Annotated in this window: 12 protein-coding genes and 2 pseudogenes; 8 read left to right on the top strand and 6 right to left on the bottom strand. The window is 70.3% G+C overall.

The genetic code is table 11. The features are described 5' to 3' along the window. Nucleotides 1-379 precede the first annotated feature (379 nt). Entirely contained in the window at nucleotides 380-1849 is a 1470-nt protein-coding gene (locus ABH935_RS47505) for a class II fumarate hydratase (protein ID WP_370384611.1), read from the bottom strand. Between the two features lie 111 nt (nucleotides 1850-1960). On the opposite strand from ABH935_RS47505, the gene ABH935_RS47500 reads away from it, so the two are divergent. After that, entirely contained in the window at nucleotides 1961-2617 is a 657-nt protein-coding gene (locus ABH935_RS47500) for a Bax inhibitor-1 family protein (RefSeq protein ID WP_194918852.1), read from the top strand. Between the two features lie 129 nt (nucleotides 2618-2746). After that, on the top strand, nucleotides 2747-3952 hold the full coding sequence (locus ABH935_RS47495; RefSeq protein WP_370384610.1) for an LCP family protein: 1206 nt from the start codon (nucleotides 2747-2749) through the stop codon (nucleotides 3950-3952). A gap of 13 nt (nucleotides 3953-3965) precedes the next feature. Here ABH935_RS47495 and ABH935_RS47490 read toward each other — a convergent pair whose 3' ends face one another. Then, a complete protein-coding gene (locus ABH935_RS47490; protein WP_370384609.1) occupies nucleotides 3966-5114 on the bottom strand; it encodes an LCP family protein in 1149 nt (382 codons plus the stop codon). Between the two features lie 233 nt (nucleotides 5115-5347). Here ABH935_RS47490 and ABH935_RS47485 point away from each other — a divergent pair, with 233 nt between their 5' ends. Continuing rightward, nucleotides 5348-6208: a DUF1003 domain-containing protein gene (locus ABH935_RS47485; RefSeq protein WP_370384608.1), complete on the top strand. Its 861-nt coding sequence runs from the start codon at nucleotides 5348-5350 to the stop codon at nucleotides 6206-6208. Between the two features lie 2 nt (nucleotides 6209-6210). On the opposite strand, the gene ABH935_RS47480 is transcribed toward ABH935_RS47485, so the two are convergent. Further along, complete coding sequence (locus ABH935_RS47480) at nucleotides 6211-6939, bottom strand: hypothetical protein (RefSeq protein WP_370384607.1); 729 nt, start codon at nucleotides 6937-6939, stop codon at nucleotides 6211-6213. 147 nt (nucleotides 6940-7086) lie between these two features. On the opposite strand from ABH935_RS47480, the gene ABH935_RS47475 reads away from it, so the two are divergent. Both ABH935_RS47475 and ABH935_RS47470 read left to right on the top strand, forming a co-directional pair. Beyond that, entirely contained in the window at nucleotides 7087-7506 is a 420-nt protein-coding gene (locus ABH935_RS47475; protein ID WP_370384606.1) for an SRPBCC family protein, read from the top strand. Then, nucleotides 7506-7952: a MarR family winged helix-turn-helix transcriptional regulator gene (locus ABH935_RS47470; protein WP_370384605.1), complete on the top strand. Its 447-nt coding sequence runs from the start codon at nucleotides 7506-7508 to the stop codon at nucleotides 7950-7952. Before ABH935_RS47475 ends, ABH935_RS47470 begins: the two co-directional genes overlap by 1 nt. Nucleotides 7953-8000: 48 nt before the next feature. Here ABH935_RS47470 and abc-f read toward each other — a convergent pair whose 3' ends face one another. Together abc-f and ABH935_RS47460 are read right to left on the bottom strand one after the other, a co-directional pair. Next, nucleotides 8001-9623: a ribosomal protection-like ABC-F family protein gene (abc-f, locus tag ABH935_RS47465; RefSeq protein WP_370384604.1), complete on the bottom strand. Its 1623-nt coding sequence runs from the start codon at nucleotides 9621-9623 to the stop codon at nucleotides 8001-8003. A gap of 211 nt (nucleotides 9624-9834) precedes the next feature. Beyond that, nucleotides 9835-9945 (bottom strand): annotated as a pseudogene (locus tag ABH935_RS47460) (alpha/beta hydrolase); the annotation flags it as partial. Between ABH935_RS47460 and ABH935_RS47455 the strand changes: the two are divergent. The 3 genes and pseudogenes from ABH935_RS47455 to ABH935_RS47445 all read left to right on the top strand — a co-directional run. Further along, nucleotides 9932-10563 (top strand): annotated as a pseudogene (locus ABH935_RS47455) (FAD-dependent oxidoreductase); the annotation flags it as partial. The pseudogenes ABH935_RS47460 and ABH935_RS47455 sit on opposite strands and share 14 nt — an antisense overlap. 87 nt (nucleotides 10564-10650) lie before the next feature. Then, nucleotides 10651-11241 (top strand): TetR/AcrR family transcriptional regulator, encoded by a 591-nt coding sequence (locus tag ABH935_RS47450; RefSeq protein WP_370384615.1) that lies wholly within the window; start codon nucleotides 10651-10653, stop codon nucleotides 11239-11241. Nucleotides 11242-11347: 106 nt separating this feature from the next. Then, a complete protein-coding gene (locus ABH935_RS47445; RefSeq protein ID WP_370384603.1) occupies nucleotides 11348-12112 on the top strand; it encodes an SDR family NAD(P)-dependent oxidoreductase in 765 nt (254 codons plus the stop codon). A gap of 15 nt (nucleotides 12113-12127) precedes the next feature. On the opposite strand, the gene ABH935_RS47440 is transcribed toward ABH935_RS47445, so the two are convergent. Beyond that, nucleotides 12128-12859, bottom strand: coding sequence for a TetR family transcriptional regulator (locus tag ABH935_RS47440; protein ID WP_370384602.1), 732 nt, complete (start codon nucleotides 12857-12859; stop codon nucleotides 12128-12130). Nucleotides 12860-12882: the final 23 nt, after the last annotated feature.

Raw genomic sequence — 12882 nt, 5'->3', positions numbered from 1 at the left:
GTCCGGTTTCGCCCGGCTTGACACCACCGGCCCGACCAGGTTGGCTGCGCCCGCCGACGCGGCGAGGGACCCAGAACCAACACCCCGCATGGTCCTTCGGACCCCCTCACCACGGGGCCGGCCGCGCTGACCCGTCACCACCCGCAGCCACCAAAGCACCAGTCCTCACCGGAACCGACATCCCGGCTGCCCCGGCCCTACTTGCCCCCTTGCCGCTGCGAACCGCCCCGGCGGTGCGACTTGCTGCGCTTGAGCTCCCGCCCGGCGCCGGTCGCTGCCGCACCGCCGCTTGCCGCCTTCTGTACCGCGGCATCGCCGGTCGCCAGTCGCCGTGCGCCGCACCGCCGCTCGCCGCTCCCCGAAGACCGCCGCCTCGCCGTCACCCCCCGGCGCGCCAGCCGTCCTGCCCCGTCATCGCCCGCGGGTCCACGATCGCGTCGAACTCCTCCGCCGTCAGCCAGCCGCTGCGCACCGCGGCGTCGCGGAGCGTCGTGCCCTCGGCGTCGGCGGTGTGCGCGATCTGCGCGGCGCGGTCGTAGCCGATCTCCGGGGTCAGCGCGGTCACCAGCATCAGGGAGCGCCCCAGGTCGTGGTCGATGCGTTCGCGGTCCAGCTCGATGCCTTCGATGCAGAAGACCCGGAGGTTCCGGATGGCGTCGGTGAGGATGCGGGCTGAGTGCAGGAATGAGGAGGCGATCAGGGGGCGCATGGTGTTGAGTTCGAAGTTGCCCATGCCGGCGGCGGTGGCCAGGGCGCTGTCGTCGGCCATCACCTTCAGGCAGACCATCATCGTGGCTTCGCACTGGGTCGGGTTGACCTTGCCCGGCATGATTGAGCTGCCGGGTTCGTTCTCTGGGAGGCGGAGTTCGCCGAGGCCGTTGCGGGGGCCGGAGCCGAGGAAGCGGATGTCGTTGGCGATCTTCAGTAGGGGTGCTGCGACGCCGCGTAGGCCGGCTGAGGCTGCGACCATCGCCTCGGCGCCGGCCAGGGCGGCGAACTTGTTCGGTGCTGTGACGAAGGGTTGGCCGGTGAGTTCGGTGAGTTCGGAGGCGAAGCGTTCGGCGAATCCGGGTGGGGCGTTCAGGCCGGTGCCGACTGCCGTGCCGCCGGCGGCGAGTTCGTGCAGGCCCGGGAGTGCGGATTCCAGGTGGTCGGTGGCGGCGGCGATCTGGGCGGCGTAGCCGGACCATTCCTGGCCGACGGTGAGGGGGACGGCGTCCTGCAGGTGCGTGCGGCCGGTTTTGGGGACGTCGGCCCACTGCCGGGCCTTGTCGTCTAGGACCGCGTGCAGGTTGCGGAGTTCGGGGAGCACGTGGTTCTGCAGCGTCAGCACCGCGGCTACGTGGGTCGCGGTCGGGAAGCTGTCGTTGGAGGACTGGCCGAGGTTGACGTGGTCGTTGGGGTGGACCGGGGACTTGGTGCCGAGGGTGCCGCCGACCAGTTGGATCGCTCGGTTGCTGATGACCTCGTTGACGTTCATGTTGGTCTGCGTGCCGGAGCCGGTCTGCCAGACGTAGAGCGGGAAGTGCTCGTCGAGGTCGCCGGCGATCACCTCGGAGGCGACCCGGGCGATCAGGTCGGCCATCCATCGCGGCAGCCGGCCGGCTTCGCCGTTGACCAGGGCGGCGGCCATCTTCACGTAGCCGTAGGCGTGGTGGATCTCCTGCGGCATGTGGTCGTCGCCGACCGTGAAGTGCTCCAACGAGCGCTGCGTCTGGGCGCCCCAGTACTTGTCGGCGGCCACGTCGACCGCCCCCATGGCGTCGGTTTCCCGCCGCGTCCCGGCCGCTTCGATGCCCACCGGGAGGTCCAGGATCTCCGGGGGCGTCTCCTGCTGTGAGTTCGTCATGCAACCTCCACCCGGAAACGCCAGAATCCAATGCTGTAACGCTATCGGGCCAGCGCTGACTGTGCCTTCCAGGAAGTACTGAACGCCCCCGACCGGGGGTAGGAGGTGACCGTGTACGACACGACAATGTCCCGACGGGGCTATGGGATCTCGACGAACACCCTGTTCGCCCGGACCATGGGCTTCGTCGCCGCCACGGCGGCACTGTTCGCGCTCGGCGCCTACGCCGGCCGGAACCTTTCGAACGCCGCGGTGTTCATCGGCTTCATCGCGGCCTTCGTCTGCCTGATCGCGATGCGCTTCACCGCCGCGCGCTCGCCGCAGGCCACCGTCGTGCTCCTCGGCGCCTTCGGGCTGCTGATGGGCATCGCGATGTCCCCGACGCTGGTCTACTACGCGACCGTGAACCCCAAGGCGCTGTGGCAGGCGGGCGCCGCGACCGCGCTGTTCATCGGCGCGCTGGGCTCGGCCGGGTACGCCACCGAGCGCGACCTGTCCGGGGTGGCCCGCGCCAGCTTCTGGGCCCTGGTGGCGCTGCTGGTCTTCGGGGTGGTCGCGATCTTCGTGAACATCCCGCACGCCTCGGTGATCTACAGCGTGGCCGGCCTGGTGATCTTCGCCGGGTTCACGCTCGTGGACTTCCAGCGGCTGCGCCGGACCCAGAACATCGCCTCGGCGCCGCTGCTCGCCGCGTCGATCTTCCTGGACATCCTGAACGTGTTCTTGTTCTTCCTCAGCCTGTTCGGCGGCGGTGGTCGCCGGAACTAACCAGACGCCGCGCTGATCGCCGGTTCGGCTCCATTTAGGCGACATGGAGCCGTGACCGGCGGTTTTGCGGTGTGAAGCGGCCTTGTCCCGGCGACCATACAGGGACAGTAGTCGCGAAGGGGTCAATGAATGGCAGCGGGCCGGGCAGCACAGATCAAGATCATCATCGCCCTCTGCTCGGCCTCCCTGCTGCTCACGGTCGGCGGCGCGGCGAGCTACGTCTACCTGCACCTCAACGGCAACATCAAGACCGCCGGCGACCTGAACACGCTGACCGGCCGCCCCAAAGCCGGCCCGCCGGTCAACATCCTGCTGCTGGGCTCCCAGACCCGCGACGGCCAGACCGGACAGTTCGGCGGCTCCGACTCCACCGGCAGCTTCGGCGGCGCCAACGGCACCGACCTGTCGGACACCTCGATGCTGCTGCACGTCTCCGGCGACCGGAAGCACGCCCTGGTGGTGTCCATCCCCCGCGACACCATCGTGAACCGGCCGCCCTGCCCGACCCGCGACGGCACCGGCACCATCCCCGGCCAGGACGGCGCGATGTTCGACGCCTCCATGAGCCTGGGCGGGCCGCTGTGCACGGCGGCGACCGTCGAACAGTTCTTCGGCGTGCGCGTGGACCACTTCGTCCGGCTGGACTTCAACGGCTTCCGCAAGATCGTCACCTACCTCGGCGGCGTCGAGGTCTGCGTCCCGCCCGGCGGCATCGACGACCCCTACAGCCACCTCGACCTGCCTGCCGGCCGGCACGTGGTCACCGGCGACGAGGCGCTGGCCTTCGTCCGCGACCGGCACGGCATCGGCGACGGCAGCGACCTGGGCCGCATCGAGATGCAGAAGATGTTCCTGACCTCGCTGATCACCAAGATCGAGGACAGCGGCACGCTGAGCGACGTCGGCAAGCTCTACCAGCTGGCGGACATCACGACCTCGTCGATCACCACCGACCAGGCGCTGGGCTCGGTCTCGGCGCTGCTCGACCTGGCCGGCCAGGTGCAGGGGCTGAAGCCGCACGACATCAACTTCATCACCTTGCCGACGGTGCAGGACCCGAACGATCCGAACCGGGTGGATCCGGCGCCGTCGGCGCAGACGGTGTGGAATCTGATCAACGCCGATCAGAGCTTGGAGGGGGCTTCGGCGGCGGCGACGACCAGCCCTGCGACTCCGTCGCCGACCACCTCTCCGGCACCGAACACTGTTGCCCAGCCGTCCGGATCACCGAGCCCGGTACCGTCCGCGGCGGCGCCGACCGACCTCAAAGACCGGCCGGCCGACACCGACATCTGCTCCAACCTGCCCCAGCCGAACAACGTCGCAGCGAACTGATCGGCGCGCCGAGTCAGTTCACGCAGGCGATCCCGTCCTCCGTCGTCCCGTCGGAAGCCGTCCCGTCCGACTGCGGCAGCGCAGCCAGGCCGGCCCGCGCGACCGACGCCTGACGCGTCTCGCCGGCGTTCCCCGAAAACGCCGCCACCTTTCCCGGTCCGGCCTTGGCGTCCGACAAGTACGCCTTCATCGCCGCCCGCACCTTCGCCGGATCGACCAAGTTCACGTCCTCCCCGTCGTGAGTCGCGAACCCCTCGATGGGCAGCGTGTGGAACTGGATCCGGCCGGCCTTCAAGCTCCCGGCCTTGGAGATCAGCGACAGCACGTCGAAGCTGTCGTCGACCACGACGTCCCGTTTCACCGCGCCGATCAGCCCGGACAGCCTGCCGACGTCGGTCAGCACCCCGTCGTCCGACAGCTTCCGCTGCACCGCCGCCAGGAACGCCTGCTGCCGCCGCGTCCGGTCCAGGTCGCCGCCGGGCAGCCCGTGCCGTTGCCGGACGAACGCCAGCGCCTTCGACCCGTCCAGGGTCTGCACGCCGGCCGGGAAGTCGGCGCCGGAGTAGTCGTCCTGCACCGCCTTGTTCAAGCACACGGTCACCCCGCCGAGCGCCACCGCGACGTCGTAGAACCCGGCCAGGTTCACCTCGGCGAAGTGGTCGATCGGCACGTTCAGCAGCCCCTGCACCGCCGCGATCGCCGCGGCCCGCCCGGCCTCGCGGCCCGCCGCCTCCAGCGCGTCGCCGGTGGGCCCGCTGCCGGCTTTCGCCAGCGCCGCCTCCTCGGCCGCCTTGGCCCGGCCGTAGGCCTCCTTGATCTTGTGCCAGCCCAGATTCGGGATGGAGACCCAATCGTCGCGCGGCACCGACACCGCGGTGGCCGGCGAGCCGTCGGCCGGGACGTGCAGCAGGATCAGGGTGTTGGTGTTGTAGCCGCCGACGTCGCTGGAGGAGCCGGCGTGCAGCTTGTCCAGCATCGCGGCCGGCAGGTCGTGGCCCTGGTTGTCCCGCCGCGAGTCCAGGCCCATCAGCAGGATGTTGACCGAGCCGTCGTGCGACTTCGGGATCGTGCCGCCGAGCGCCGCCGAGCGCTGGAAGCCGCCCAGCACCGCGGCCCGCAGCCAGGCCCCGGTGAGGCTGACCAGCAGCACCGACATCGACATCGTCGAGGCCGTGGCCCACAGCCAGCGGGAGCGCCGGCTCCGACGGACCGGCGGCCGCGGTCGGGGCCCGGGCCGCTGCCGGGCCCCGGAGCGGGGACCGTGGGATCCGGCGGCGTTCGGCGTTCCCGCTGTTGGTTGGTGCACAGATCCAGCAAACCGCTTGAAGCCACGTCGACTTGAGCCGACACGCCATGAAACCGATGTTTGCCAGGGTTCGGATATTTTAGGCGCTTGTGAGCCTCTACACGTCCATGCGCCACCCCCACGTCCACGTGCGGCTCCGCCATGGCCACGTCCGCGTCGAGCACGAATACACCGGGGCCGGCGGACGGCTCGCGGCATGGCTCACGCGCAGGCTGGGGTCGATGGGGACGGTCTACGCCTGTATGGCGATCACCGTGGCGTGGATGCTGCTGGGCTCGCGGGCGTTCTTCGGGTTCGACCCGTATCCGTATCCGTTCATGCTGTTCCTGGGCAACGTGGTCCAGCTGCTGCTGGTCTTCGTCATTCTGCTCGGCCAGCAGGTCCTGGGCCGGACCGGCGACCGCCGCGCGCGGCAGACCTTCGAGGACGCCGAGGCGATCCTGCACGACTGCGAGCAGATCCAGAACCACCTCATCGCCCAGGACCTGCACCTGGCGTCCTGCGTGGTCCTCGACGAGATCGAGCAGGGCCAGCTGACGGCCGCCGCCGAGCGCTTCGCGACCCCGCCGTCGATGGCGGACGAGCACGTCGGCGTCAACGCCCGGCTCGCGGCCCGGATCACGCAGCGCTGCGGCAGCATGGGCGCCTTCTACGTCGCGACACTGTTCCAGCTGGTGTGGATCGCCCTGGCGCAGGCCGGGGTGCTGCGGTTCGACCCGTATCCGTTCGCGTTCCTGCTGTTCCTGTCGAGCCTGACGCAGCTGCTCCTGATGTTCGTGATCATGCTCGGCCAGCAGGTGCTGGGCCGCGCCGCCGACCGGCGCGCGGAGATGACGTTCCGCGACGCCGAGGCGGTGCTGCGGGCCTGCGAGCGGCTGCAGGCGCACCTGCGGGCTCAGGACCTCGCGATCCGGCACGTGGTCGACCACATGACCGCGTGCGGGAACTAGAACTAGATGACACCACCGGCGACGAGCCCGCCGACGAGCAGCAAGGTCCCGGCGGTCAGCAGGTTGGCGCCCCGGTCGATCCACGGCGCGGTCAGCAGCCTGGCACCGGCCGCGGTGGCGGTGGTCAGCCCGACGATCGTGGCGACGGTGACCGTCGCGAACACGAGCAGCGAGGTGACCGAGGCGGCGACGCCGACCGCGCCGGCGGCCAGGAAGACCGGCAGGATCGTCAGATCCGGCGAGGCCGCCGCCCCGAACGGCACCAGGAGCGCGGCCAGGCGGCGGGCGTCGCGCTCGCCGTGGGCGCGGTCGTGGTAGTGGTGCTCGTGCTCGTGCCGGCCGTCCTCGTGGTGGCTGTGCTCGTGCCGGCCGTGATCATGCGCGCGTCCGTGTCCGTGCTCGCCGTCGTGGCTGTGCCCATGACCGTGCCCGACCAGCTCCATGATCAGGAACGCCACTCCGGTGACCAGCAGAATCCCGCCGATCACCAGATCGGTGTGCCGAGAGACCGTGTCCCGGAACTGCAGCCCGACCAGGACCAGGACCGCACCCATCAGCAGCGACACCAGGACGTGCGTGACCCCGGCGGCCAGCGACAACCGCACCGTCCGGCGGGTCGGGTAGCGCCGGGTCCGGGACAGGACCGCGAGCGGCATCCAGTGGTCGGGCAGCACGGCGTGGCCGAACCCGACTCCAGCGGCGGCGAGCATGAGGGCGGGGAGCGTCTTCACGGCAGCCACTATAGCTTCCCATCTTCGCATTGACGAATATGAGCAACTATTGCCAGCCACTCTCACCTGCGAAAACTTCGCAGTTGCGAGATAGCCTGCGCGCAGATAGTCTGTGCGTAGACCAATTCATCACGGGAGGGGAACACCATGTGGGAGTACGAATACAGTGCCACCGCCGAGGCCACGCCGAACGCCGTCTGGACGCTCTGGGCCGACCCGCTGGGCTGGCACACCTGGAACGACGGCGTCGGCGAGGTCGAGCTGCACGGCCCGTTCGCCGCCGGCACCGCGTTCACGATGACGCCGCCCGGCGAGGACACGATCCACATGACGATCACGGAAGTGGTCCCGGACCAGGCGTGGATCGACGTCTGCGAGGTCCCGGGCCTGCTGATCACCACACACCATCTGATCGACGACCTCGGCGACGGCCGCACGAAAGTCACCTACCGCACCGAGATCACCGGCGAGGCGGCCGACGAGGTCGGGCCGGAGATCGGGCCGCAGATCTGCGCCGACTTCCCCGACGTCGTCACGAAGCTGCTGGCACTGGCGGCGAGCGCCTGATGAGCGATGGTGCAGGCGGCCCCGGAGACCAGCCCGGCTTCCTCCTCTGGCGCGTCACCCTCCGGTGGCAGCGTGAGATCGCCGCGGTCCTGGCCCCCCTGGACCTCACCCACGTCCAGTTCGTCCTCCTCGCCTGCACCTTCTGGCTCAACGACCAGGGCTTGGCCCCCAACCAGGCCACTGTCGCCGAGCAGGCCGGCACCGACGTGAAGATGACCTCGCAGGTGATCCGCACCCTCGAAGCCAAGGGTCTGGTCACCCGTGAGGTCGACCCCGCCGACACCCGCGCCCGCCGCCTGCGCGTCACGCCCGCCGGCGCCGACCTCGCCCCGCGCGCGATGGCGGCCGTGGAGGCGGCGGACGCGGCGTTCTTCGACCCGGTCGCGCGCCCGGACGCCCTCAGCATGCTGAGCAAGCTGGCGCGCTTCGGGCACTCTGACCGGTAGCTCAGCCAGCGATGCGGTCCACGCGGGCGCCAACGCACCATCAACTGACTATTTGGTTGAATCGAGCACCCCGGCCCGGAGCTCGATCCTCCGATCGACCCCGATCTCCTCCAGGAACCGCTCATCGTGGCTGACCACGACGAACGCGCCCTGGTAGGCGTTCAGCGCGTTCTCCAACTGGCCGACGCTGACCAGGTCCAGGTTGTTCGTCGGCTCGTCCAGCAGCAACAAGTGCGGCGCCGGCTCCGCGTACAGCACGCACGCCAACGTCGCGCGCAGCCGCTCGCCCCCGGACAGCACGCGCACCGGCAGGTGGATACGTGCGCCACGGAACAAGAACCGCGCCAGGACGTTCAACCTCTGGTTGTCGGGCAGCGACGGCGCGAACGCGGCGAAGTTCTCCGCGACCGTCTTGTCGTCGTCCAGCAGGTCCAGCCGCTGGGACAGGTACGCCACCCGGCCGTCGGCGCGGCGGATCGTCCCGCTGTCCGGCTCCAGATCGCCGTGGATCAGCCGCATCAACGTCGACTTGCCCGCGCCGTTCCCGCCGGACAGCGCGATGCGCTCCGGCCCGCGGATCGTCAGGTCGACGCCGTCCCCGGCGAAGATCTCGGTCTCGCCGAGCCGCTTGCGCAGCTGCTCCCCCACGAACAACGTGCGCCCGGCGGGCACCTGCGTGTCCGGCAGGTCGAGCGCGATGCTCTGGTCGGCACGCACAGCCTTGGCCGCCTGGTCTGCGCGCTCCTTCGCCTCGGTGACCCGCGAGGCGTGCATCGTCTGCGCGCTGCCGGCGGCCTTCTCCGCGCCGCGCTTCATGTTCCCGGCGAAGATCCTCGGCAGGCCGGCGTTCTTGAGGTTCTTCGCGGCGGTGCTGGCGCGCCGGTCGGCCCGCTCGCGCGCCTGCTGCATCTCGCGCTTCTCACGCTTCAGTTCCTGCTCGGCGTTGCGCAGGTTCCGTTCGGCCGACTCGCGCTCGGCGGCGACCGCCTCCTCATAGGCGCTGTAGTTCCCGCCGTAGAACCGGATCTCGCCGCCTTCGAGCTCTGCGATGCGGTCCATCCGGTCCAGCAGCTCGCGGTCGTGGCTGACCACCAACACGCATCCGCGCTGACTGTCCAGGACGTCATAGAGCTTGTGCCGCGCGGCGCCGTCCAGGTTGTTCGTCGGCTCGTCGAGCAGCAGCGCATCAGGGGCCTGAATCAGCAGCGCGGCGAGCCCGAGCGAGACCACCTGGCCGCCGCTGAGCGCGCCGAGCGGTTCGCGCAGCCGGACATGCCCGAGGCCGAGCCGATCCAGCTCGGCCCGTGCGCGGTCCTCGACGTCCCAGGCGTCGCCGATGGTGGTGAAGTGCCGCTCGTCGGTGTCGCCGGACTCGATGGCGTCCAGCGCCGCGATCACGTCCGCGATGCCGAGCACCTCGGCGACCGTGCGGCCGGCGGTCAGCGGCAGGTCCTGCGGCAAATAGCCGAGGACGCCCTCGACGCTGATGGAGCCGGCGGCCGGCGTCAGCGCGCCGCTGATCAGCCGCAGCAGCGTGGACTTGCCGGCGCCGTTCGGGGCGACCAGGCCGACCCGTCCGGCCTCGACGCTGAAGCTGAGGTCGTGGAAGACGGGGGTGTCGTCCGGCCAGGTGAAGGACAGCCCGGAAACGACAACAGGGGATTGAGACATGACAGTGCCCTTGAAGGAGGAGAGGAGGAACGACGAAAGGAACCGAGCCGTGGATCACAGATCAGAACGCGCTCGGGAACCCAGGCATCTCAGTGCGAGATGTCGTCGTCGCCCAACATGTCGAACTCCTTGTTTCGGGATCTCCAGCACGGTAACACGAGCCGTGCCGCTGCCCGGCGGCGGTTCTCATCAACTGATCCGACAGGTTGTCGGCGAGCCAGGTGAGAACGTAGTCGGCGATCTCGCGCCAGCCGCTGTCGAAGACCAGCGAGTGGCCTCTGTCAGCGAACTGCTTCAGGTCGGTGACGGCGGCGGCGCTGCCGCCGCTGGGGTCGCGGGTGACGCTGATCGCCCGGGAGCCGGGGTTGCTGCCGCGGGTGGAGGAGTTCGCCGCGGAGCTGGTGACTGAACGGCTGCGGGAATCAGGGGTCGAGTTCCGGTTCGATTCGGGGATCGCGGCAGCCGTGCGATGGAGTGGCGCTTCTTCGGGCTCTGATTCAAGTGAAGTGCACATCACGCTGGTCGACGGCACCGAGCTGGTCCTCGACGAACTGTTGCTGGCGACCGGCCGCGCCCCGGACCGAGGACATCGGCTTGGAGACCGTGGGCCTGCGGCCCGGCGACTGGCTCGCGACCGACGACATGTTCACCGTCGACGAGGTCGCCGGCGCGTGGCTGTACGCGGTCGGGGACGTCAACCGGCGCGCGCTGTTCACGCACCAGGGCAAGTACCAGGCGCGGATCGCCGGAGCCGTCATCGCGGCTCGCGCGCATCGACGTCCGCTGGACATGCGGCGCTGGAGCCGGTTCGACGATCGCGATCGTCGGCGAGGTGCCGGTGGAGCGGTTGTGGCATGCGGTGCCGGCGTTCCCGACCATCAGCGAGGTGTGGCTGCGGTTGCTGGAGACGTACCGGGACTCGTCGGCGGCGGCGATCTAGAGTTGCTTCGTGATCGATGCTGAAATCCAGGCTGAAATCGACGCCGAGGCCGCTACCCCGGTGCTCCGCAGCGCCTCCGGGACAGCCCTGACGGCGAAGGGCCGCGCCACGCGGGCCCGCATCGTCGAAGGCGCGGCCGAGGTGCTGCGCGAGTCCGGCGTCGAGCTGGCCACCCTGGACGACGTCATGGCCCGCACCCACACCAGCAAGAGCCAGCTGTTCCACTACTTCCCGGCCGGCAAGGACGAGCTGCTGCTGGCGGTCGCCGGCTACGAGGCCGACCGCGTGCTGGAACATCAGGAGCCGTACCTCGGCTGCCTGGACACCTGGGAGGCGTGGGAGCGGTGGCGGGACGCGACCGTCGAGCGCTACGAGGAGCAGGGCGACCGGTGCCCGCTGGGGACGCTGTCGCTGTACTTGGGGCGGAGCACGCCGGGTGCGCGCGCCGTGGTCGTGGCGCTGCTGCGGCAGTGGCAAGCCGCGCTGGCCGACGGCGTCCGCGCTCTGCAGGACGCCGGCCGGCTCCCCGCGTCGGTCGACGCCGACGAGCGCGCCGCCGCGCTGCTCGCTGCGATTCAGGGCGGGGTGGGGATCCTGCTGGCCACCGGCGAGGTCTACCACCTGCGCGTTGCCCTGCATCAGGCGGTCGCCGACCTTCGGCGCCTGGCTACGTCCTGAGGCCCTGACCGCGTCCTGAGGTCCCGGCCAGGAGTGGACTTGCTGGTCCATTTTTCGCCTCGCAGAGTGGGTTCCGCAGGTTGGAACGAGAACTCAGGAGTGCGAGATGAGTGGACGTCTGCAGGGTAAGCGCGCGCTGGTCACCGGCTCGACCAGCAACATCGGCCGCGCCATCGCGGAGGCCTTCGGCGCCGAAGGGGCGCACGTGATCGTGTCCGGTCGCGACACCGCGCGCGGGGCCGAGGTCGTGGCGGGTATCCGGGCGAAGGGCGGTCGCGCCGACTTCGTCCGTGCCGACCTCGACGGGAGCCCCCAAGCCTCCCGCGCGCTGGCCGAGGAAGCCGCAGCCCTCCTCGGCGACACGGTCGACATCCTGGTCAACAACGCCGGCATCTACCCGGCCGGCACCACCGTGACCACGGACGACGAGACCTTCGACCGGGTGTACGCAGTGAACGTCAAGGCGCCCTTCTTCCTGACGCAGGAGATCGCCCCGCAGATGGCGGCGGCAGGCGGCGGGACGATCATCAACCTGGGTTCGTGGGTCGCACGCCTCGCCGTCCCGGTCGGCGCGTTGTACGCCTCGACGAAGGGCGCGATGGAGACGCTGACGCGCGCGTGGGCCGCAGAGTTCGGGCCGCAGGGCGTGCGGGTGAACGCGGTGTCGCCGGGCGTGATCCTCGAACCGGTGCCGGGCCGGCCGCACCCCGGCGAGGTGATGATGAACGGCACTCCCGCCGGCCGCCTCGGGAAGCCGCAGTACATCGCGGACGCGGTGGTGTACCTCGCCAGCGATGAGGCTTCTTACTCGCACGGGACTGTGCTCGACGTGGACGGCGGGCGGACGGCGGCAGCAGTCATCGCCGCTTAGGACTCAGCCTTGGGCTCAGTCCAACACTTCCTGAACTCGCTGCACGACGCGCCACATCGGGGTGCCGCGGCGTGCGACGACGACCATGACGTCCTCTTCCGGCTCCGCGGCGCGCGGGGCGGAGGGGACGTCGTCGGTGTAGGTCGCGCGGACCCATTCCAAGGCGTGTTCCACGAGTCCGGCGGGGTCGCCGTTGCCGTCGGAGCGAAGCCAGCCGCGCAGGGCGTGGTTGTGGGCGGCGACGACGGCCGCCGAGACGACGTCGGCGCGCAGGTCGCCGTCGGCGCGTCCGGCGTAGCGGGCTCGGAGGAACGCCGCCAGGGCGCTCTCGTAGCGGCGGACGACGGCCAGTTCGTGCGTGCGCAGGGCCGGGACCTGGCGGGTCAGCCTGTAGCGGGCCAGGGAGAACTCGGGGTCGGCCGCGTACATGGCCAGGACCATGCGGGCGGCGTCGCAGACCCGGGCGACGGGATCCTGGGCGAAGCCGGACTCGTCGGCGAGGAAGTCGGACATGCGGGCCAGGGTGCCCTCGTGGTCGGGGAAGACCACTGACTCCTTCGAGGGGAAGTAGCGGAAGAAGGAGCGGCGGCCGACGCCGGCACGGGCCACGATGTCGTCGACGGTGGTGGCGTCGAAGCCATGCTCGGCGAACAGGGCCACGGCCGCCTCGACCAGCGCGTCGCGCATCGCCGGGCGGGGCTCGGCGGCGATGGCGGTCGGGACGGGGTCGGGCTGGTCGGCGGGCATGGGTGGACGGTAACACCGCACGG

Source organism: Catenulispora sp. GAS73, from assembly GCF_041262085.1.
Lineage (GTDB): Bacteria > Actinomycetota > Actinomycetes > Streptomycetales > Catenulisporaceae > Catenulispora.
This window is presented reverse-complemented; position numbering and strand designations above follow the sequence as displayed.